The sequence below is a fragment of the Pseudoxanthomonas sp. CCNWLY206-1 genome (genome assembly GCF_039710385.1).
Lineage (GTDB): Bacteria > Pseudomonadota > Gammaproteobacteria > Xanthomonadales > Xanthomonadaceae > Pseudoxanthomonas_A.
This window is the reverse complement of record NZ_JBDKXI010000002.1, coordinates 310,488-329,026: the sequence shown is the minus strand read 5'-3', so window position 1 is coordinate 329,026 and position 18,539 is coordinate 310,488. Positions and strand designations below refer to the sequence as shown.

Annotated in this window: 22 protein-coding genes; 15 read left to right on the top strand and 7 right to left on the bottom strand. The window is 62.6% G+C overall.

Annotated features, from left to right (window positions below; all coding sequences use genetic code 11):
* Positions 1-33 precede the first annotated feature (33 nt).
* Positions 34-1,017, bottom strand: coding sequence for a PhoH family protein (locus AADW18_RS05645; protein ID WP_337342384.1), 984 nt, complete (start codon positions 1,015-1,017; stop codon positions 34-36).
* A gap of 21 nt (positions 1,018-1,038) precedes the next feature.
* The gene (locus tag AADW18_RS05640; protein WP_337342383.1) at positions 1,039-1,338 is read right to left on the bottom strand and encodes a hypothetical protein; all 300 of its coding nucleotides are present in this window, start codon (positions 1,336-1,338) and stop codon (positions 1,039-1,041) included.
* A gap of 146 nt (positions 1,339-1,484) precedes the next feature.
* Here AADW18_RS05640 and AADW18_RS05635 point away from each other — a divergent pair, with 146 nt between their 5' ends.
* From AADW18_RS05635 to AADW18_RS05620, 4 genes are all read left to right on the top strand, one after another.
* The gene (locus AADW18_RS05635; RefSeq protein WP_337342382.1) at positions 1,485-2,195 is read left to right on the top strand and encodes a TetR/AcrR family transcriptional regulator; all 711 of its coding nucleotides are present in this window, start codon (positions 1,485-1,487) and stop codon (positions 2,193-2,195) included.
* Entirely contained in the window at positions 2,185-3,144 is a 960-nt protein-coding gene (locus AADW18_RS05630) for an HlyD family efflux transporter periplasmic adaptor subunit (RefSeq protein WP_337342381.1), read from the top strand. The genes AADW18_RS05635 and AADW18_RS05630 overlap by 11 nt, the downstream gene beginning before the upstream one ends.
* 79 nt (positions 3,145-3,223) lie before the next feature.
* Positions 3,224-4,150: an ABC transporter ATP-binding protein gene (locus tag AADW18_RS05625; protein WP_337342731.1), complete on the top strand. Its 927-nt coding sequence runs from the start codon at positions 3,224-3,226 to the stop codon at positions 4,148-4,150.
* Positions 4,147-5,238 (top strand): ABC transporter permease, encoded by a 1,092-nt coding sequence (locus AADW18_RS05620; protein WP_337342380.1) that lies wholly within the window; start codon positions 4,147-4,149, stop codon positions 5,236-5,238. Before AADW18_RS05625 ends, AADW18_RS05620 begins: the two co-directional genes overlap by 4 nt.
* 121 nt (positions 5,239-5,359) lie before the next feature.
* On the opposite strand, the gene miaB is transcribed toward AADW18_RS05620, so the two are convergent.
* On the bottom strand, positions 5,360-6,793 hold the full coding sequence (gene miaB, locus AADW18_RS05615; RefSeq protein WP_337342379.1) for a tRNA (N6-isopentenyl adenosine(37)-C2)-methylthiotransferase MiaB: 1,434 nt from the start codon (positions 6,791-6,793) through the stop codon (positions 5,360-5,362).
* 213 nt (positions 6,794-7,006) lie between these two features.
* Between miaB and AADW18_RS05610 the strand changes: the two genes are divergently transcribed.
* The 6 genes from AADW18_RS05610 (at position 7,007) to AADW18_RS05585 (ending at position 12,299) form a co-directional block, all read left to right on the top strand.
* The gene (locus AADW18_RS05610) at positions 7,007-7,954 is read left to right on the top strand and encodes a lytic transglycosylase domain-containing protein (protein ID WP_337342378.1); all 948 of its coding nucleotides are present in this window, start codon (positions 7,007-7,009) and stop codon (positions 7,952-7,954) included.
* 181 nt (positions 7,955-8,135) lie between these two features.
* Positions 8,136-8,747: a ubiquinol-cytochrome c reductase iron-sulfur subunit gene (gene petA / locus AADW18_RS05605; RefSeq protein ID WP_337342377.1), complete on the top strand. Its 612-nt coding sequence runs from the start codon at positions 8,136-8,138 to the stop codon at positions 8,745-8,747.
* A 3-nt stretch (positions 8,748-8,750) separates the two neighbouring features.
* Positions 8,751-10,010 carry a cytochrome bc complex cytochrome b subunit gene (locus AADW18_RS05600; protein ID WP_337342376.1) on the top strand — a complete coding sequence of 420 codons (1,260 nt, stop codon included), beginning with the start codon at positions 8,751-8,753 and terminating at the stop codon, positions 10,008-10,010.
* Positions 10,003-10,749 carry a cytochrome c1 gene (locus AADW18_RS05595; protein ID WP_337342375.1) on the top strand — a complete coding sequence of 249 codons (747 nt, stop codon included), beginning with the start codon at positions 10,003-10,005 and terminating at the stop codon, positions 10,747-10,749. Before AADW18_RS05600 ends, AADW18_RS05595 begins: the two co-directional genes overlap by 8 nt.
* A 267-nt stretch (positions 10,750-11,016) precedes the next feature.
* The gene (locus tag AADW18_RS05590; protein ID WP_337342374.1) at positions 11,017-11,652 is read left to right on the top strand and encodes a glutathione S-transferase N-terminal domain-containing protein; all 636 of its coding nucleotides are present in this window, start codon (positions 11,017-11,019) and stop codon (positions 11,650-11,652) included.
* A 200-nt stretch (positions 11,653-11,852) separates the two neighbouring features.
* Entirely contained in the window at positions 11,853-12,299 is a 447-nt protein-coding gene (locus tag AADW18_RS05585; protein WP_337342373.1) for a ClpXP protease specificity-enhancing factor, read from the top strand.
* Positions 12,300-12,415: 116 nt separating this feature from the next.
* Here the strand turns inward: AADW18_RS05585 and AADW18_RS05580 are convergent, their stop codons facing one another.
* From AADW18_RS05580 to AADW18_RS05570, 3 genes are all read right to left on the bottom strand, one after another.
* Positions 12,416-12,745, bottom strand: coding sequence for a DUF3301 domain-containing protein (locus AADW18_RS05580; protein ID WP_337342372.1), 330 nt, complete (start codon positions 12,743-12,745; stop codon positions 12,416-12,418).
* A 78-nt stretch (positions 12,746-12,823) separates the two neighbouring features.
* The gene (gene nadC / locus AADW18_RS05575) at positions 12,824-13,711 is read right to left on the bottom strand and encodes a carboxylating nicotinate-nucleotide diphosphorylase (protein ID WP_337342371.1); all 888 of its coding nucleotides are present in this window, start codon (positions 13,709-13,711) and stop codon (positions 12,824-12,826) included.
* Positions 13,708-13,977, bottom strand: coding sequence for a Trm112 family protein (locus AADW18_RS05570; RefSeq protein WP_337342370.1), 270 nt, complete (start codon positions 13,975-13,977; stop codon positions 13,708-13,710). The genes nadC and AADW18_RS05570 overlap by 4 nt, the downstream gene beginning before the upstream one ends.
* A gap of 162 nt (positions 13,978-14,139) precedes the next feature.
* On the opposite strand from AADW18_RS05570, the gene purE reads away from it, so the two are divergent.
* Together purE and AADW18_RS05560 are read left to right on the top strand one after the other, a co-directional pair.
* Entirely contained in the window at positions 14,140-14,661 is a 522-nt protein-coding gene (gene purE / locus AADW18_RS05565; RefSeq protein ID WP_337342369.1) for a 5-(carboxyamino)imidazole ribonucleotide mutase, read from the top strand.
* On the top strand, positions 14,658-15,797 hold the full coding sequence (locus tag AADW18_RS05560) for a 5-(carboxyamino)imidazole ribonucleotide synthase (protein ID WP_337342368.1): 1,140 nt from the start codon (positions 14,658-14,660) through the stop codon (positions 15,795-15,797). Before purE ends, AADW18_RS05560 begins: the two co-directional genes overlap by 4 nt.
* 113 nt (positions 15,798-15,910) lie before the next feature.
* On the opposite strand, the gene AADW18_RS05555 is transcribed toward AADW18_RS05560, so the two are convergent.
* Positions 15,911-16,489 carry a Fe-Mn family superoxide dismutase gene (locus AADW18_RS05555; RefSeq protein WP_337342367.1) on the bottom strand — a complete coding sequence of 193 codons (579 nt, stop codon included), beginning with the start codon at positions 16,487-16,489 and terminating at the stop codon, positions 15,911-15,913.
* 156 nt (positions 16,490-16,645) lie between these two features.
* Between AADW18_RS05555 and grxD the strand changes: the two genes are divergently transcribed.
* The 3 genes from grxD to AADW18_RS05540 are packed head-to-tail and all read left to right on the top strand — an operon-like array spanning position 16,646 to position 18,308.
* The gene (grxD, locus tag AADW18_RS05550; RefSeq protein WP_337342366.1) at positions 16,646-16,966 is read left to right on the top strand and encodes a Grx4 family monothiol glutaredoxin; all 321 of its coding nucleotides are present in this window, start codon (positions 16,646-16,648) and stop codon (positions 16,964-16,966) included.
* Positions 16,963-17,709: an SDR family NAD(P)-dependent oxidoreductase gene (locus tag AADW18_RS05545; protein ID WP_337342365.1), complete on the top strand. Its 747-nt coding sequence runs from the start codon at positions 16,963-16,965 to the stop codon at positions 17,707-17,709. Before grxD ends, AADW18_RS05545 begins: the two co-directional genes overlap by 4 nt.
* Positions 17,706-18,308 carry a YhgN family NAAT transporter gene (locus AADW18_RS05540; protein WP_337342364.1) on the top strand — a complete coding sequence of 201 codons (603 nt, stop codon included), beginning with the start codon at positions 17,706-17,708 and terminating at the stop codon, positions 18,306-18,308. The genes AADW18_RS05545 and AADW18_RS05540 overlap by 4 nt, the downstream gene beginning before the upstream one ends.
* Positions 18,309-18,539: the final 231 nt, after the last annotated feature.

The following is an 18,539-nucleotide window of genomic DNA, read 5'->3' as shown; positions in this document are numbered from 1 at the left end:
CCGGGAGCGGCCGAGCCATGGAAACGCCCGTGGTCACGCCGGACCGGTCGCGGCGTTCTTGTCGTCGCGCGCGTCGTAGGCTTGCACGATACGCGCTACCAGCGGATGGCGCACTACGTCCCGGCTGGTAAAGAAGGTAAAGGAAATACCCTCCACTCCACGAAGGACTTCCAGTGCGTCCTTCAGCCCCGATTTCTGGTGTCGTGGCAGGTCGACCTGGGTCAAGTCGCCGGTGACGACGGCGGTGCTGCCGTAACCGATTCGGGTGAGGAACATCTTCATCTGTTCGATGCTGGTGTTCTGCGCTTCGTCCAGAATGACAAAAGCATCGTTAAGCGTGCGTCCGCGCATATAGGCCAACGGCGCGATCTCGATGACGTTCTTCTCCAGCAGTTTCACTACTTTTTCCACGCCCAGCATTTCGTACAGCGCGTCGTATAACGGCCTCAGATAGGGATCGACCTTCTGAGTCAGATCACCAGGCAAAAATCCGAGTTTCTCTCCGGCCTCCACCGCTGGTCGCACCAGCACCACGCGCTGCACGCGCGATTCGTTCAATGCTTCCACCGCGCTGGCGACGGCGAGAAACGTCTTGCCAGTGCCGGCCGGACCGACGCCGAAGTTGACGTCGTGCGTGGCGATAGCGTGCAGGTAATTGGCCTGGTTGGGCCCGCGGCCACGCACCGTGCCGCGCTTGACCTTGATCGCCACTTCCTGCGGCTGGAACCCGCCCGCGGCCAAGTGCTCCACGTTGGCGGCATTCAGGCGCAGGTGGATGGCTTCACTGTCGAAAACTTCCTGCGCGGCTTCCGCATACATGCCGCGAATCAGTTTCTCGGCGGCTACTACCGGTTTCTCGGGACCGGTGACGCGGAAGATCGCGCCACGATTGGCGATTTCCACGCCCAGCCTAAGTTCGATCTGGCGCAGGTGCGCGTCGAACGGTCCGGCCAGGTTCGCCAGCCATTCGGCGTTTTCGGGTTCCAGGGTGAATTCGCGTTTGAAAGGTGCAGTCATCGGCAATGCTTCAATGTCGCTTCAGTGTCGGGTTTCGTCATCCATGTCTTCCACCGGCCATTGGTGGAAGATGTAGGCCTCATCGTCGATCAGCGCCTGATCGAAGTGTTCTTCATCGGGTGCTTCTTCGCGGGTGATCTGCTCGGGCTCTTCTTCTACGCCGATCACCTGCCAGCCGGCCTGGCGCAGAAAATCGCTGGCGTGGCGCATCGGATCTTCCGACAGGCCCGGCATCTGGTAGCAAAGGACATGCGCGCCTCCGAACTGCGAAAAATCCGGCGTGTCCGGCAATGGCCGGGCTTCGAGTACGAAGACCCACAAGCTGGGGGAATCCTGGGGGATGGCGGCTGTCCTGAGGGCGCGGATACAGGGCTACGCAGGGTAGCGCGATAGGGCCGAAACGGCCACCGGGCGCCGTTCGTCGGCTGGCGCTTGCAGTTAATTAATCGATGAATTAAATATACGCCATGCCCAGAACAACTCCCCCCCAAGATCGTCCGCCTGCCGCCAAGGCGGCTCCCGAGAAGACAAAATCACCGCGAAAGCGTGCGCCTGGACGGCCGGTCGCTGACGCCGTCGATCTGCGCGCGCAAATGGTGGAGGCCGCCCTGGCTTGCTATGTCCGTCAGGGCATCGCCGCTACGTCGCTGCGCGACATTGCCCGCGAAGCCGGCGTGACCCCGGCGCTGGTTCATTACTACTTCGGCGACAAAGCGCAGCTACAGGAGGCGGTGGTCACCGAAAAGGTGTTGCCGTTGGTACTGGGAATGCGCGAGCCAGTAGCGCATGCCGGCAATGACATCGCGTCCATGGTGGCGAGCTTCGTGCAAGGCATCTGCAACATCGTCGCCGCGCACCCATGGTTGCCGGCGCTGTGGGTGCGTGAAGTGCTCTGCGAAGGTGGCGCACTGCGCACCATGATGATCGACCGGGTCGGCCCGCAGTTGCCGCAGATGATGGCCAAGCGCTTCGCGGAGGCGCAAAGCGAAGGGCGGCTCAATCCCGATCTGGACCCGCGATTGCTGATGGTGTCGCTGGTGGGCCTGACGATGTTCCCGCTGGCGGGCGCGCCCATCTGGCGCGCGATGTTCGGCGCCAACGAGCTGGATTTCGATGACCTGCGCCGGCACACGCTGGTGTTGCTGGACCGCGGATTGGAGCTGGAAAATGGCAAGTAATCGAAAGCGCCTGTTGCTGGTTGCCGCGTTGCTGCCGCTGGCAGCCTGTAAGCCCGACGCACCACAGGCGCTGGGGACGTTGGAATGGGACCGCGTGACACTGCCTGCGCCAGTGGCGGAAAAGATCGTCCGCATCGATGTGCGCGAGGGCCAGCATGTGCCCGCAGGTGCGCCATTGATGCAGTTGGAACTGACTCGCACCCAGTCGCAACTCGCCGCCGTGCAGGCGCAGGCACAGCAAAGTCGCGAGATGCTGGCCGAATTGGAAGCAGGGCCACGCAGCGAGGCCATCGCGCAGGCGCGCGCCTCGCTGGCCGCCGCGCAAGCGCAGGCCACCGATGCCCGCGCGTACTACCGCCGTCTTCAGCCGTTGGGCCAGCAGCAACTGGTGGCAGCTTCGGAAGTGGATCGCGCCCGTGCCGCTGCCGACAACGCGTCGGCGCAAGTCCGTCTGGCGCAAGCCGCCTTGCTGGAACTGGAGCGCGGCACCCGGCGCGAACAGATCGCCCAAGGCCAGGCCGCATTGACCGCTGCCGAAGCACAGGCGACGACACAATCGGTCACGTTGGATAAATTGAATGTAGTGGCACCGCGCGCCGGTCGCGTCGACAGCCTGCCTTACAAATTAGGCGATCAAGCGCCGGTTGGCGCATCGCTGGCCATCCTGCTGGTGGGAGAAGCACCGTACGCGCGGATCTACGTACCGGAGCCGCTGCGCGCCAACGTAAAAGTCGGAGATTCGGTGAATATCTATGTCGACGGTCGCGAAACAGCGTATGCCGGCCGTGTCAGGATGATCCGCAGCGAACCCACCTTTACACCTTATTACGCGTTGATCGGCGCGGACGCGGCGCGTCTCAGCTATCTGGCGGAAGTGAGCCTCGGCAAAGATACCGCCGATCTGCCAGCCGGTTTTCCGGTGCGGGCCGAGTTCCATGGCAAGCAGTGATTCGCCCGATACCAGGAAGGCATCTGTGCCGACGATGCTTCAGTCGCGGCGCGAACCCCTTCCGCAAGAAGACGTCGCCATTCGTGCCCATGGCTTGACCAAGCGCTTCGGCGATCTGGTGGCGGTAAATCAAGTCGATCTGGAAGTGCCGCGGCGCAACGTCTACGGCTTCCTCGGCCCCAATGGTTCCGGCAAATCCACCACCATCCGCATGCTGTGTGGGCTGCTGACGCCGACGGCGGGCGAAATCGACGTGCTGGGCTTGCGTATTCCCGAGCAAGCCGATGAGCTGCGCACCCGTATCGGCTACATGACACAGAAGTTTTCGCTATTCGAAGACCTCAGCGTGCGTGAGAACCTGGAGTTCCTGGCCGCGGTGCAGAACTTGCCCAAGCGAAAGGCAGCCGAGCGCATTGACGAGCTGGTGGAGCAGTTCCGCTTCAAGGACCGGCAAAAGCAGTTGGCTGGCACCATGAGTGGCGGGCAGAAGCAGCGCCTGGCATTGGCTGGCGCCATCATTCATGAGCCCGAGTTGTTGTTTCTCGACGAGCCGACCAGCGCGGTCGATCCCGAATCGCGCCGCGACTTCTGGGAGAAACTGTTCGAGCTTGCCGACGCCGGTACCACTCTCCTGGTGTCCACCCACTACATGGACGAAGCGGAGCGCTGTCACCGTCTCGCCATTCTCGATCGCGGCGTGTTGGTCGCAGACGGCTCGCCGGACGAATTGACTGAGCAACTGTCCGGCCGAACGCTCACCGTCAGCGCGGAACAGCCACGGCGAGCGCAGAAGGCATTGGTTGCCGTTGAGGGCGTGATCAGCGTGGCGCAGATAGGAAATGTCTTGCGAGTGCTGATGACCGAAGACGGCGACGCGCATGGCCGGATCGACCAAGCGCTGCGGCAGGCCGGCTTGACCGCGGAGGTCGCGCCTTCGCAGCCCAATCTGGAAGATGTCTTTGTTTCCGCCACGCGCGGGCAAGCGCCGCGGGAGCATGCAGCATGAACGGGCGGCGGCTTTATGCGGTCATGCTCAAGGAGATGCGGCAGATGCGTCGGGACCGCATCACCCTGGCGATGATCGTCGCCATTCCCGTCATGCAGTTGCTGCTGTTCGGCTATGCCATCAACACCAACTTGCGCGATTTGAAAGCCGGCGTGGCGGATCAGGCGAACACCGCGGGCTCGCGCGCGCTGGTGATGGACGTGGTGGCGACCACGGTGGTGAAGCCGACCTTGGCCGCCCGTACGCCTGACGAACTGATGGAAGCGATGCGTCAGGGCGAGATCAGCATCGGGATCGTCATCCCGCCAGACTTCGAACGCCGACGCAGCGAAGGGCGCGAGCTGATGCAGGTATTGGTGGACGGCAGCGACAACGCCGTGCAAAGCGCCGCCGCGCAATTGGCACAAATGCCTGTGAACGGCACCGGCGTGAACGCGCTATCCGTCGCACGGCCTATCAGCGTCGTGGCGTTCTATAACCCGGAGCGGCGTTCAGCGGTGAATATCGTGCCGGGACTGATCGGGGTGATCCTGACCATGACCATGGTGCTGTTCACCGGCGTGGCGATCGTGCGCGAGCGCGAGCGCGGCAACATGGAGCTGTTGATCGCCACGCCGGTAAGCCGCGGTGAACTGATGGTCGGCAAAGTGTTGCCGTATGTCGGCATCGGCTTGATCCAGACCACGGTTGTCCTTGCGCTGGGATTGTGGCTGTTCAATGTGCCTTTGAATGGCAGCCTGCTGGACGTCTACGTGGCGGCGATGCTGCTGATCATCGCCAATCTCACTTTGGGGTTGCTGATCTCCACGCGCGCCCAATCGCAGTTCCAGGCCATGCAGATGACGTTCTTCATCTTCCTGCCATCGATCCTGCTATCGGGCTTCATGTTTCCGTTCTCGGGCATGCCCAGAGCGGTGCAATGGTTGGCGGAAGTATTGCCGCTGACGCATTTCCTGCGCCTGATCCGCGGCGTGATGCTGCGCGGCGCCAGCCTGTGGGAGTTGTGGCCGGACGTGCTGGCGTTGGTCGCGTTCACCACCGTCATGATGACGGCGGCGATCTTGCGGTTCCGCAAGCGGTTGGATTGAATCGGTCGGCCATTTTTGGCCAGCGATGTAGGAGCGCCGTCTCGGCGCGAGCTCTTCGCTTCTACCGCGATTTGACAGGGAGAGCTCGCGCCGAGACGGCGCTCCTGCAACCGGCGTTTCGCTAGGCCGCAGCGCTGTTGCCTGCGGCCGCCACTCTTCCACGCAGCGAATTGGTCATTGCTTCAGTAATCACCACATCGACAAACTGGCCGATCATCCGCGGATGTCCGGGGAAATTCACCGAGCGCATGTTCTCGGTCTTGCCAGTCAGCTCGTTTGGATCCTTCTTGGAAGGACCTTCCACCAGCACCGATTGCACGCTGCCGACCATGGATTGCGAAATCGTCGCGGCATGCGCGTTGATGTGTGCCTGCAGGCGCTCCAATCGCGCGTGCTTGACGGCGTCCGGCGTGTCGTCTTCCAGATCGGCGGCCGGCGTGCCGGGGCGGCGCGAGTAGATGAAGGAGAACGACTGATCGAAACCCACGTCCTCGATCAGTTTCATTGTCTTGTCGAAATCCGCGTCGGTTTCGCCAGGGAAGCCGACGATGAAATCCGAAGAGATCGAGATGTCAGGACGCACGGCGCGCAACTTGCGGATCTTCTGCTTGAACTCCAACGCGGTGTAGCCGCGTTTCATCGCCGACAAAATGCGGTCGCTGCCGGCCTGTACCGGCAGGTGCAGGTAGTTGGCCAATTGCGGTACGTCGCGATAGGCCTCGATCAGCGAATCGGAGAACTCCAGCGGATGCGAGGTGGTGAAACGGATGCGTCCCACGCCTTCTATCTCGGCGATGGCGCGTATCAGCAGACCAAGATCCGCGACTTCGCCATCTCCATACGGTCCGCGATAAGCATTGACGTTCTGGCCCAGCAGATTGATTTCACGCACGCCTTGCGCGGCCAGCTGCGCGACTTCCACCAGCACGTCTTCGAAGGGCCGGCTGACTTCCTCGCCGCGGGTGTAAGGCACCACGCAGAAGCTGCAATATTTTGAACAGCCTTCCATGATCGAAACGAAAGCGCTGGGTCCTTCGGCACGCGGCTCGGGCAGGCGATCGAACTTCTCGATTTCGGGGAAGCTGATATCGACCTGCGGTCGACCACTGGCACGGCGCTCGCGGATAAGTTCCGGCAGGCGGTGCAGGGTTTGCGGGCCGAACACCAGGTCCACGTAAGGCGCACGCTTGACGATAGCCTCGCCCTCTTGCGAGGCCACGCAGCCGCCCACGCCGATCAGGACCGGCTTGCCGTCCTTCTTCAGCGCCTTCCAGCGGCCGAGCTGGCTGAAGACCTTCTCCTGGGCTTTCTCCCGGATGGAGCAGGTGTTGACCAGCACCACGTCGGCTTCTTCGACGTTGTCGGTCAGCTCCAGGCCTTCGCTGGCGGCCAGCACGTCGGCCATCTTGGCCGAGTCGTATTCGTTCATCTGGCAGCCGTGGGTCTTGATGAACAGCTTTCCCCGTGCGGGCAGGCCCAAAGCGGGCGTATCGTGCACGACGGGTACAGACAAGGTGCCCTGGGCGGGCATTTCGGAAGCGGGCTTCCCGGGCATGGTGCTTATTCCAGGCGGGTGGCGGATAGGGCGCGTAGTTTACGCGCAGTGCCGCGGCCGGAATCAGCCACAGTAGGCGTTGAATAAGGAAAGGCAGACGGAAGTGGTCGGCCGGTTTCGCCGGCTGGATATCAGACGGACCGCACAGATTGGAGGAATCCTTTGTTGGACAAGGACTTGGCAACCCGTCGGGAAGTTGGGACACTGCGCGCCATGAGGGGGATCTTGCTGCTTTGGGGCGTCATTGCCGCGTTGTTCGCGCTGCCGGTCAGTGCGGGCACGCTATACAAGTGCCTGGGCGCCGACGGCATTCCCAGCTATGTCAGCAAGCGGGTCAGCGGCGCCCAGTGCGAAGTGGTCAGCCACTACACCCCCGGCAGCACCCGCTCCCAGGCCTCCGTGCCTTCCAAGCCCAGTAGTCCCAAGCTCAGCGGTTCAGAAGCGTTGGTTGCGTCGACCAGCCCGTCTACGCCGGCAGTTGCCGTGGGTGCGGCGAACACGGCCATGGTCGCGGATGCGTCCAATGCGGCTGTGCCCGTTGCGGCAACCACGGCCACATCGCTGGGCAATGGCGGCACCCGTCGCGTGGTCAGTGGCCAGGTGTATTCCTACATCAAGGACGGCGTGCGGCACTACACCAGCAGCAAGCCCAAGGGCGCGGCGAACGTGGCCAGCGTGCGGACGATCAAGTACAGCTTCATCGAAACCTGCTTCGCCTGCGGCAATCCCGGCGTCAACTTCGGCCGCCTGCGGCTCAATACCACCGCCTACCAGAACGAAATCGCCGCGGCCTCGCGCGAATTCGGGGTAGAGGAGTCGGTGATCCGGGCGATCATGCATGCCGAGTCTTCCTACAATCCGATGGCCCTGTCGCACGCGGGTGCTCAGGGTTTGATGCAGTTGATGCCCGGCACCGCCCGCCGCTTCGGAGTGACGGATGCCTACAACGCTTCGCAGAATATTCGCGGCGGCGCGCAATACCTGGCTTGGCTGCTGAAGCGCTTCAACGGCAATCTCACCCTGGCAGCCGCTGGCTACAACGCGGGCGAAGGTGCAGTGGACCGGCATGGCGGGGTTCCGCCATATCGGGAAACCCAGCGGTATGTCGAACGCGTGGGCGTGCTGGCCGAGCGCTACCGCGGCGCCGTCGCCGCGCGCTGAATAAAGCCAGACCTAATGCGCAGAGCTGCGCATCTGCCCTCCGCAAGTCATTGATTTGCAGCATGCCGTTGTCGGCGGATTAAGGCTTCCGTTACACTTCCCCGTCTTTTGCGGCCCGCGCGAAGTACCTGTGCGGGTTATGGCAGCCTTTTAGCTACCTGATTGTTTTGCGGAGTGCCGGATGGCCAATGATGGGGTCAATGGGCCTGTTAATACAGGTCGACGCCGGTTCCTGACTGCGACCACGGCTGTGGTCGGTGCAGTGGGTGCCGGTTTTGCAGCAGTACCGTTTATAAAGTCGTGGAACCCAAGTACGCGGGCCAAGTTGGCCGGCGCGCCGGTGACCGCCGATATCACCGGTCTGCAAGAAGGTCAGCGCTTGATCATGGAGTGGCGCGGCCAGCCGATCTGGATCGTCAAGCGCTCCAAGGCCATGCTGGATGCTCTGCCGACTCTGGATGCGCGCCTGCGCGATCCGGAATCCAAGAACACTGATCAGCAGCCGGAATACATCAAGGGCGAAGCCCGCTCCATCAAGCCGGAAATCTCCGTGCTGGTCGGGCTGTGCACGCACCTGGGTTGCTCGCCGGAAATGGCCGCCGAAATCAAGCCGGAACCCTACGATCCCGACTGGAAGGGCGGCTACTTCTGCCCTTGCCACAAGTCGCGCTTCGACATGGCTGGCCGCGTATTCCAAGGTGTCCCGGCGCCCACCAACCTGGTGGTGCCGCCGCACCATTACGAGAACGACACGACGATCATCATCGGCGTGGATCCAAAGGGAGCGGCGTAAGTCATGGCGAACATCTTCACCCGCACCGCCAACGGCGTATGGGATTGGGTCAACGCGCGAGCGCCCGGCATGATGCCGGTCTACCGCAAGCACATGACCGAGTACTACGCGCCCAAGAACTTCAACTTCTGGTACTACATGGGCTCGCTGGCGCTGCTGGTGCTGGTCAACCAGATCGTCACCGGCATCTTCCTGACGATGCATTTCAAACCGAGCGCGGCGGAAGCGTTCTCCTCGGTCGAATACATCATGCGCGACGTGGAGTGGGGCTGGCTGATCCGCTACATGCACAGCACCGGCGCGTCGTTGTTCTTCATCGTCGTCTACCTGCACATGTTCCGCGGCCTGATCTACGGCAGCTACCAGAAGCCGCGCGAGCTGGTGTGGATCCTGGGCATGCTGATCTATCTGGTGCTGATGGCGGAAGCCTTCATGGGCTACGTGCTGCCGTGGGGCCAGATGTCGTTCTGGGGCGCCAAGGTGATCATCTCGCTGTTCGGCGCTATTCCGGTGATCGGCAATGGGCTGACCGAATGGATCATGGGCGACTACCTGCCCGGCGACGCCACCCTCAACCGCTTCTTCGCGCTGCACGTCATCGCGCTGCCGTTGGTGCTGTTGTTGCTGGTGGTGCTGCACTTGGGCGCGCTGCATGAAGTCGGCTCCAACAACCCGGACGGCGTGGATATCAAGTACGGCCCCAAGGGCAACCGTTGGGACGCGACCAAGCCGGTCGACGGCATCCCGTTCCACCCGTATTACACGGTCAAGGACCTGGTGGGTGTCGGCTTCCTGCTGATCATCGCGGCCTTCATCATCTTCTTCGCGCCGGCCTTCGGTGGCTGGTTCCTGGAGCATGACAACTTCACCGAAGCCAACCGCCTGGTGACGCCGGAGCACATCAAGCCGGTGTGGTACTACACGCCGTACTACGCGATGTTGCGCGTGATTCCCGACAAGCTCGGCGGTGTGATCGTGATGTTCGCGGCGATCGCGATCCTGTTCCTGGTTCCCTGGCTGGATAAGTCCAAGGTCAGGTCGCACAAGTACAAGGGCTGGATCACCAAGGTCATGCTGGGCATGCTGGCGGTATGTTTCGTATGGCTCGGCAAGATTGGCGCCGGCCCAGGTACCGATCCGGTCGAGACCATCATTGGCCGCGTGCTGACTTTCCTGTATTTCGCCTTCTTCATCACCATGCCGCTGTGGACCAAGCTAGACAAGACCAAGCCAGTACCGGAACGGGTGACGACGCATGACTAAGACTTTCGTTTCCCGCTTGGCCGTCTTCGCCAGCGGACTGCTGCTGTCGTTTTCCGTATACGCCGCCGCGGGTGGCGACCTGATGCAGGCCGGCAACGACCTGAGCGACAAAGCCTCGCTGCAGCGTGGCGCCCAGGCGTACATGAACTACTGCTCAGGCTGCCATTCGTTGAAGTACCTGCGTTATTCGCGCATGGCCGAAGACCTGGGCCTGACCGAAGACGAGGTGATGAACAACCTCAACTTCACCGGTGCCAAGGTCGGCGAGCAGATCCAGGTCTCGATGCCGCACGCGAATGGCGAAAAGTGGTTCGGCAAGATGCCGCCGGATCTAAGCCTGATTTCGCGCGTGCGTGGCAGCGATTGGATTTATACGTACCTGAAGTCCTTCTACCTGGACGAATCGCGTCCGTTGGGTTGGAACAACAAATTGTTCCCCAACGTTTCCATGCCTAATCCGCTGTGGGAGCTGCAAGGCCTGCAGCATGCCGAGTACGGCGAGCCGGACAAAGCAACAGGCGAGCGTCACGTGGAGAAGCTCCAGGTGGCGCAGCCGGGGCGCTTGACCGCGGCCGAGTTCGACCAGACCGTGCGTGACGTAACCAACTTCCTCGAGTATGCCGGCGAGCCAGCTGCACTCAAGCGCCAGAGCATCGGCGTGTGGGTGATACTGTTCCTGGCGGCGCTGACGTTCCTGGCCTATCTGCTGAAGCAGGAGTACTGGAAGGACGTCCACTAAGAACCTGTTAACGATCCTGCTGCGCTCGGCACACGAGCCGCCTGCCTGCGCTCGCGACGGATCGTAAACAAGTTCTGAGGCGTCACGTGGGATCTCTCGTGGCAGTCGCGCATGCTGATGGGATGTGCGCAGGCTGCCAAGGGAAGGCCGAGCAGGGGCGCTTGGCTTTTCCCTGTAGGGATTGCACACTCAGGGACCGTGACGACCGTTAGCAAGGGGCTGGCGGCGTCGGTGCGATCGGCGGATTCCGGTCGTCGGAGAGCCGTGATGGCTGCGAGTCCACGTATGCGCAATACACTGACTTTGTTTTCCTCCACCGATGATGTGCTCTGCCATCGCGTCCGCTTGGTACTGGCGGCCAAAGGTGTCAGTTATGACTTGGTACCGGTGGACCCGCAGAATCCGCCTGAAGATCTCATCGATCTGAATCCCTATCATTCCGTTCCCACTCTGGTGGAGCGCGATCTGGTGCTGTACGCCGCTTCGGTGGTCAGCGAGTATCTGGACGAACGTTATCCGCATCCGCCGCTGATGCCGGTGGATCCGCTTTCTCGCGCACGCCTGCGCTTGGCGATGCTGCGCATCGAGCACGATTGGGTGCCGCAGGTGCAGGCCATCCAATTGGGCAACAAACAGCAGGTCGAAGCCGGCCGGAAGCGCTTGAAGGAATTGCTGACCGCAGCCGTGCCGCTATTCAAAGCCAGCAAATTCTTCCTCAACCCGGAAATGAGCCTGGCAGATTGCGCGATGGCGCCGATCATCTGGCGGCTGCCGGCACTGGATGTGCCGTTGCCGAAGGACGGCAAGGCCATCGAGGACTATGGCAATCGCATCTTCCGGAACCCCGGCTTCGTGCGTAGCCTGACGGACGCGGAAAAGAAGCTGCGCGAGCTGCCTGCCTGAACTCAAGCCCAAACCTGGGCATCGAATGGCGGGCGCAGCACGGCTGAGGCAGGTAAACCGATATCGCTGGCCACGGGTGCAGCGACCGATCACGGGGGCATATCAGCATGGCGATATCTCTTTCCCGCCGGATTAACCGTTCGCATGCGCGCTTCGTTGCGTGGCTCGCACCCGCACCGACTTCCCCCTAAACTGCCCGCATGAGTGAAGACGTGCCGCGCATGACCAGCCATCGCCCGTACCTGCTACGGGCGCTGGCCGAATGGATCGCCGATAACGGAATGACGCCTCATCTGCTGGTCGATGCGACCCAGGCGGGTGTGCAGGTGCCCGCCAGTGCGGTCAAGGAAGGCAAGGTGGTGCTGAACATCGCCGAGCGGGCGGTGGTGCGTCTGCAGATCGATAACGAACTCGTTAGTTTCACCGCACGGTTTGGTGGCGTCAGCTACCCGGTCTCGGTGCCGATTTCCGCGGTATTGGCCATTTATTCGCGTGAGACCGGGCAGGGCATGGCGCTGCCGGACGACGCCAGCCATGGGCCCGGACCGGAAGGCGACGACGATGACGAACCGCCGACTCCGGATACTCCTGCGCCGGACGACGTGCCGACTCCTGGCAAACGACCACATTTGCGTGTGGTCAAGTGACGGATATCGAGATCGGTAGGAGCGCCGTCTCGGCGCGAGCTCTTTCTACCGCTTCGCGATAGCGGCGAAAGCTTGCGCCGAGACGGCGCTCCTGCCCGTTATAAGCCGTTGAACGCTCAGTGCAGTTCGAAGGGCGCAACAGACGGCCTGGCAGGTCCCACGAACGACACCAGCTTTTCGCCACGCAGCACCAGCTTGCCGGTGTGACGGTCAAGGCCATCGTAGGAATACTCGAAGCGGAACGAGCGCTCGAAACCAAGCCTTCCGTCTTCGCCGCGACGCAGGCGGAGGCCGTTGGCATGCACGGTCTGATCCAGCCACAACACATCCGCGGCAGAGCACGCGTTGCGGCCTAGCTGTTCCGCGCGCTCCGCGGCGGCTCGCGCGGCATTCCAATACGCGAAGAGGGCAGCGCCGGCGATCATCAGCAGTATCAGGCTGGGCATGAGTAAAAAGGCCGTAGTGGAGGTAGGAGATAGCCTGTTCCGTAGCAGCCCGTGGAAGCGTCGCCGGACAGGACGTCCTCAAGATTGATGAGAAGAAAGATCTGGCGGCGGGCCAAGCTTCATCGACAAGTCGATAGCGTGGACGTGTTTGGTGAGTGAACCGATTGAAATGTAGTCAACGCCATCCTCGGCGATGGCGCGCAGCGTGGCCAGATCGACGCCGCCCGAAACTTCCAGAGGAATTGCGCCGTTGAACGGTGGGCCGCCGGCCATGTGTACCGCTTCGCGTCGCGCTGCTGCGTCGAAATCGTCGATGAGAATGCGGTCGCACCCTTCTTTCAGGGCTTCTTCCAGTTGCGCCAGGGTTTCCACTTCGACCACCAGCGGCAGTGACGGCTGCATCGCGCGCGCGGTGCGTATCGCAGCGGTAAGCGAGCCCGCGGCACGAACGTGGTTTTCCTTCAGCATGACCGTATCGAACAGGCCGATGCGATGGTTGTTGCCGCCACCGCAGCGCACAGCGTATTTCTGCGCCTGCCGCAGCCCGGGAATCGTCTTGCGGGTATCCAGGATCTTGGCCTTCGTGCCGCGCACCGCGTCCACATACCTTGCCGTGGTGGTGGCAGTGCCGGACAGGGTCTGCAGGAAGTTCAAAGCACTGCGCTCGGCGGTAACCAGCGCGCGCGCGCGTCCCGCGAGCATGGCTAACACCGTTCCGGTCTTTACTCGATCACCTTCTTGCACTCGCCAGTCGATCCGCACCAGCGGGTCCAGCGCGCGATGGCAGGCGTCGAACCATGGCCGCCCCGCGATCACCGCATCTTCCTTGCACAGCAGATAAGCGGAATCAGCGGTGTCCGGCAGCAAGGCAGCCGTGACATCGCCGCTGCCGACATCTTCGGCTAGCGCACGGGCAACGTCAGCGGCAACGACCTCCGCCGATGGGGGCGCGAAATCGCCGCTCATCGTGCGGGGAAATCTTCGACCTGGGCGGTGGCGATACCTTCTTCGGTCAGCAGCACCGGGATGCCGTCGTCGACGCGATAGACCGTTTTGCGGTCGCGTGTGATCAGCGCCTGACGCAGGGCGTCGGTCTGCGCACTCTCGTCCGCTCGGCGGATGCCACCGGTGCTGATGGCCCGGTTAAGCGCTTCCAGCCCGCGCGCGTCGAGCAGCGCCAGCGGTTGCCGAGTGGAGGGGCAGCACAACAAGTCCAACAATTTGCGATCCATGGATTAAAGCCGGAATTGGGGAGTCGGGGATGGCGAAAGCGTACCATCCGGGTCGTTTCCAAGGCCTGATTCGTTTGGCGAGCATGGGTTTTTCGATTCCCCATTTCCCCCATTCCCGATCCGCCGCCAGCTAAAATGCTCCTTTAGTGACTGAGGACGGCCATGACCGCCAATTCGTCCAGCCCCTTGGTGGGAATCGTGATGGGTTCCCGCTCGGACTGGGAAACCATGCAGCACGCCGCGCAGAAGCTTGACGCGCTAGGGGTTCCCTACGAAGTGAAAGTGGTGTCGGCACACCGTACGCCGGACGTGCTGTTCTCGTATGCCGAAACGGCAGCTGCGCGCGGACTGCATGCCATCATCGCCGGTGCCGGTGGCGCGGCCCATCTGCCCGGCATGCTGGCGGCGAAGACGGCGGTGCCGGTGCTGGGTGTGCCGGTGCAGTCCAAGGCGCTGAACGGCATGGATTCGTTGTTGTCCATCGTGCAGATGCCCGCGGGTATTCCCGTCGCCACGTTCGCCATCGGCAATGCAGGTGCGGCCAATGCAGCGCTGTTCGCGGCCGCCATGCTGGCAAAGGCACATCCCGCCATTGGTGCTGCGCTGGAAACCTTCCGCACACGTCAGACTGACGACGTCACCGCCAACGACGATCCTCGCCAGCCGGCCGGCCTGCCGGCATGACCACCGTTGGCATTCTGGGCGGCGGGCAGTTGGCCCGCATGCTGGCGCTTTCCGGCGCGCCGCTGGGCTTGCGCTTTCTGGTCATGGATACCGAGCCTGACGCCTGCGCTGGCCAGTTCGCACCGCTGCTGGTGGGCGATTACCGCGACGAAGCCGCGCTGGCGGAATTCGCGTCGAAGATCGACGTCGCCACATTCGATTTCGAAAACGTACCGGCGGAGAGTGCCGAATGGCTGGCTGAGCGTGTTCCTGTTTTCCCCAACCCGCGCGCTTTGGCTGTCGCACAGGATCGAATGGTCGAGAAAAGCCTGTTTCGCCGGCTGGGCATTCCGGTCGGCGAATTCGCCGCGGTCGCGGCGCGTTCCGAACTGGAGGCGGAAGTAAGCCGCATCGGTGGCCCCTGTATTCTCAAGACGCGCCGGCTGGGCTATGACGGCAAAGGGCAGTTCCGCATCAAGACGCCCGACGCTATCGACGCGGCCTGGGAAGCGCTGGGTGCCCAGGCGCAGACGGTGGGTTTGATCGTCGAAGCGTTCATTCCCTTTGAGCGCGAATTGTCGGTGGTGGCGGTGCGTGGCCGCGACGGTGAATTCCGCACCTGGCCGCTGACCGAAAACTGGCATGTCGATGGCGTGCTGTCGGCCAGCCTGGCGCCGGCGACGGTGGACACGGCGTTGGCTGCCACCGCATTCGAATACGCGAAGAAATTGGCCGAATCGCTGGACTACGTTGGCGTGTTCGCGCTGGAGCTGTTCTACCGCGACGGTCAACTGCTCGCCAACGAAATGGCCCCACGCGTGCATAACTCCGGGCATTGGACCATTGAGGGCGCGGAGACCTCGCAGTTCCAGAATCATCTGCGTGCCGTGCTTGGGTTGCCGCTGGGTTCAACCCAAACGTTGGGCCACGCCTGCATGCTCAATTGGATCGGCGAGATGCCTGCATCCACCGCCATGCTCAGCGAAAGCGGCGGCCATTGGCATGACTACGGCAAGCAGCCGCGCGCTGGCCGTAAGGTGGGGCACGCAACGCTGAGAGCGGATGCCACCGCAGACCTCGCGAACGCACTTCGACGCATCGGCGCCGCCTTGGAGCGCGAATCGCAAGTGGCTCCGGTAGTGGAGCGTCTGTCGTAGCGTGCGCTGCGCGCACGACGCCGAGTCTCCCTACCCACAACGTGTGCGCAGCGCACGCTACAAAAAACGGCCGGGATTACCGGCCGTTTTGATGTGCTGCGAATCGGTGCACGTTAACGCAGATTCGACGTCACGAAATCCCAGTTGACCAGCGCCCAGAACGATTCCACGTACTTCGGACGCGCGTTGCGGTAATCGATGTAGTAGGCGTGTTCCCACACGTCGATGGTCAGCAGCGGCTTGTCTTCGCCCGTCAGTGGCGTGACGGCATTGGAGGTGCTGGCCAGCGCCAGCGAACCGTCCGGGCGCTGCACCAGCCAGCCCCAGCCGGAGCCGAAGGTGCCGATCGCGGTCTTGGTGAACTCTTCCTTGAACTTGGCGAAATCGCCGAACGCCTTGTTGATCATCTCGGCCAACTTGCCGGTCGGCTCGCCGCCCCCGTTGGGCTTCATGCAGTGCCAATAGAAGGTGTGGTTCCAGACCTGGGCTGCGTTGTTGAACATGCCGCCCTGCGATTTGCGCACGATCTCTTCCAGCGGCATTTCGGCGAACTCGGTGCCCTCGATCAGCTTGTTGAGATTATCCACGTAGGTCTTGTGGTGCTTGCCGTAATGGAAATCGAGCGTTTCGCCGGAGATGTGCGGCTCGAGCGCGGTGCGGTCGTAGGGCAGGGGGGGGAGTTCGATGGCCATGGCTGGGATTTCCTTACGCTAGGCGGTTTCAAGGAGGGGCGTCGGCGTGGCGACGCGCAGGGCTTACAATACGGCCCCCGCCAAACTCGCTTGGCGGGGCAGGCCGAAAGTGTACCCGACGACGGTCGGCAATCCGTCAAGGTAGGAGAAAACAGCATGCCGGTGATGGAACGCATCCAGGCCGAAGTAGAGGGCCATCCCATCGTCCTTTTCATGAAGGGCACGCCGCAATTCCCGATGTGCGGATTCTCCAGCCGTGCCGTGCAGGCGTTGAAAGCCGCTGGCGCGAATGAGCTCTACACCATCAACGTGCTGGAAGAGCCGGAGATTCGCGCCAATCTGCCGCGCTTCTCCAACTGGCCCACATTCCCGCAGCTTTTCATCCAGGGCGAACTGATCGGCGGCTGCGATATCACGCTGGAATTGTTCGAATCGGGCGAACTGCAGCGCATCGTGTTGGAAGCATTGCCGCAGTGAGCCTGATCGGATTGCCGACGCGGGCTACGCGTGCGCTGGAAAATCGCGTAGTGCTGATCAGCGGCGCGCATGGAGGGCTGGGCGCCTCGGCCGCGCGCGCATGCGCGCAAGCCGGTGCCACCGTGGTGCTGTTGGGGCGCAAAGTGCCCAAGTTGAACCGCGTTTACGACGCTGTGACGCAGGTTGGTAGCGAACCGCTTATCTATCCCTTGGACATGGAAGGAGCTTCGCCAGACGACTACGCCGAACTGGCAGATCGGCTGCATTCGGAACTGGGGCGCTTGGATGGCCTGTTGCACTGTGCCGCCGAGTTCCGAGGACTCACGCCGCTGGAACACACCGACCCTGCCGCCTTCGCCCGCGCGATCCACGTCAACCTGACCGCGCCTTGGTGGCTTTCCCAAGCCTGCCTGCCGCTGCTCAAGCAATCTGGCGATGCTGCTTTGGTATTCACGCTGGACGACGCCACGCGCGTGAGCCAGGCCTATTGGGGTGGCTATGGCGTGGCACAGCATGGGTTGGCTGCCTTGTTGGGCATGCTGCACGCCGAACTGTCGAACTCGTCGGTTCGCGTCTCGGCGCTGCAGCCGGGGCCAATGCGCACGCCGTTGCGGGCGAAGGCCTATGCCGACGACCCCGATATCCAGACCCGCGAACCGGCCGATTACGCCGCCGCCTGTGTCACCTTGCTGTCATCTGCCGGCCTCGAACACCGGGGCCAGATCTGGACGGTGCGGGCGTGACCATCCTGTCGGCGGCGCTGCTGCTGTTCCTGATCCTGGATCCGCTGGGCAACATCCCGGTCTTCCTGAGCGTACTAAAACCACTGGCACCAGCCCGTCAGCGCCTCGTGCTCGCGCGCGAGCTGCTGATCGCATTGATCGTGCTGATGGGATTCCTCTGGGGCGGCAAATACGCGCTGGACATGATGCACCTGCGCCAGGAATCGGTGGCCATCGCTGGCGGCATCGTCCTGTTCCTGATCGGAATCCGGATGATCTTCCCGCGCCCGGAAGGATTGATGGGGGAAATCCCCGACGGCGAACCTTTCATCGTGCCGCTGGCAATCCCCCTGGTGGCGGGGCCTTCGGGCATGGCGGCCGTCATGCTGATGGGCAGCAACGAACCGACCCGCCTGGGCGACTGGAGCCTGGCGTTGGTGATCGCCTGGGTCGGCACCGCCGCCATCCTGTTCTCCGCGACGTTGCTGTACCGGTGGCTGGGCATGCGGGTATTGACCGCCCTGGAGCGGCTGATGGGCATGCTGTTGGTCGCCATTTCCGTACAGATGGTGCTGGACGGCGTCGGGACCTACCTCAAGCTGTCCCCGCCCAATATCTGAGGCCACGACTTCTCGGCTTAGGCCGGCACACGCCGATATGGCCGCCGCGACAACCGTGCTGCACTGCGAGATTTTCGTCACATCGCGGTCACAAAATGGTCCTATCGTGTTAACCTGTTATTAACCTTACGCGGCTGTCCGCGTGGGCTAAGGGAACCCGGAAACACCCCAGCCAGCAGGCCCTTATGGGTCCGCGACACGCATTCGTCTTGTCCGCCTGTCTTCGCCACG

Coding starts and splice junctions, on each gene's coding strand:
- AADW18_RS05645 (WP_337342384.1), bottom strand. CDS start 1,017: ATGACTGCACCTTTCAAACGCGAATTCACCCTGGAACCCGAAAACGCC.
- AADW18_RS05635 (WP_337342382.1), top strand. CDS start 1,485: ATGCCCAGAACAACTCCCCCCCAAGATCGTCCGCCTGCCGCCAAGGCG.
- AADW18_RS05630 (WP_337342381.1), top strand. CDS start 2,185: ATGGCAAGTAATCGAAAGCGCCTGTTGCTGGTTGCCGCGTTGCTGCCG.
- AADW18_RS05620 (WP_337342380.1), top strand. CDS start 4,147: ATGAACGGGCGGCGGCTTTATGCGGTCATGCTCAAGGAGATGCGGCAG.
- miaB (WP_337342379.1), bottom strand. CDS start 6,793: ATGCCCGGGAAGCCCGCTTCCGAAATGCCCGCCCAGGGCACCTTGTCT.
- AADW18_RS05610 (WP_337342378.1), top strand. CDS start 7,007: ATGAGGGGGATCTTGCTGCTTTGGGGCGTCATTGCCGCGTTGTTCGCG.
- petA (WP_337342377.1), top strand. CDS start 8,136: ATGGCCAATGATGGGGTCAATGGGCCTGTTAATACAGGTCGACGCCGG.
- AADW18_RS05600 (WP_337342376.1), top strand. CDS start 8,751: ATGGCGAACATCTTCACCCGCACCGCCAACGGCGTATGGGATTGGGTC.
- AADW18_RS05595 (WP_337342375.1), top strand. CDS start 10,003: ATGACTAAGACTTTCGTTTCCCGCTTGGCCGTCTTCGCCAGCGGACTG.
- AADW18_RS05590 (WP_337342374.1), top strand. CDS start 11,017: ATGGCTGCGAGTCCACGTATGCGCAATACACTGACTTTGTTTTCCTCC.
- AADW18_RS05585 (WP_337342373.1), top strand. CDS start 11,853: ATGAGTGAAGACGTGCCGCGCATGACCAGCCATCGCCCGTACCTGCTA.
- AADW18_RS05580 (WP_337342372.1), bottom strand. CDS start 12,745: ATGCCCAGCCTGATACTGCTGATGATCGCCGGCGCTGCCCTCTTCGCG.
- nadC (WP_337342371.1), bottom strand. CDS start 13,711: ATGAGCGGCGATTTCGCGCCCCCATCGGCGGAGGTCGTTGCCGCTGAC.
- AADW18_RS05570 (WP_337342370.1), bottom strand. CDS start 13,977: ATGGATCGCAAATTGTTGGACTTGTTGTGCTGCCCCTCCACTCGGCAA.
- purE (WP_337342369.1), top strand. CDS start 14,140: ATGACCGCCAATTCGTCCAGCCCCTTGGTGGGAATCGTGATGGGTTCC.
- AADW18_RS05560 (WP_337342368.1), top strand. CDS start 14,658: ATGACCACCGTTGGCATTCTGGGCGGCGGGCAGTTGGCCCGCATGCTG.
- AADW18_RS05555 (WP_337342367.1), bottom strand. CDS start 16,489: ATGGCCATCGAACTCCCCCCCCTGCCCTACGACCGCACCGCGCTCGAG.
- grxD (WP_337342366.1), top strand. CDS start 16,646: ATGCCGGTGATGGAACGCATCCAGGCCGAAGTAGAGGGCCATCCCATC.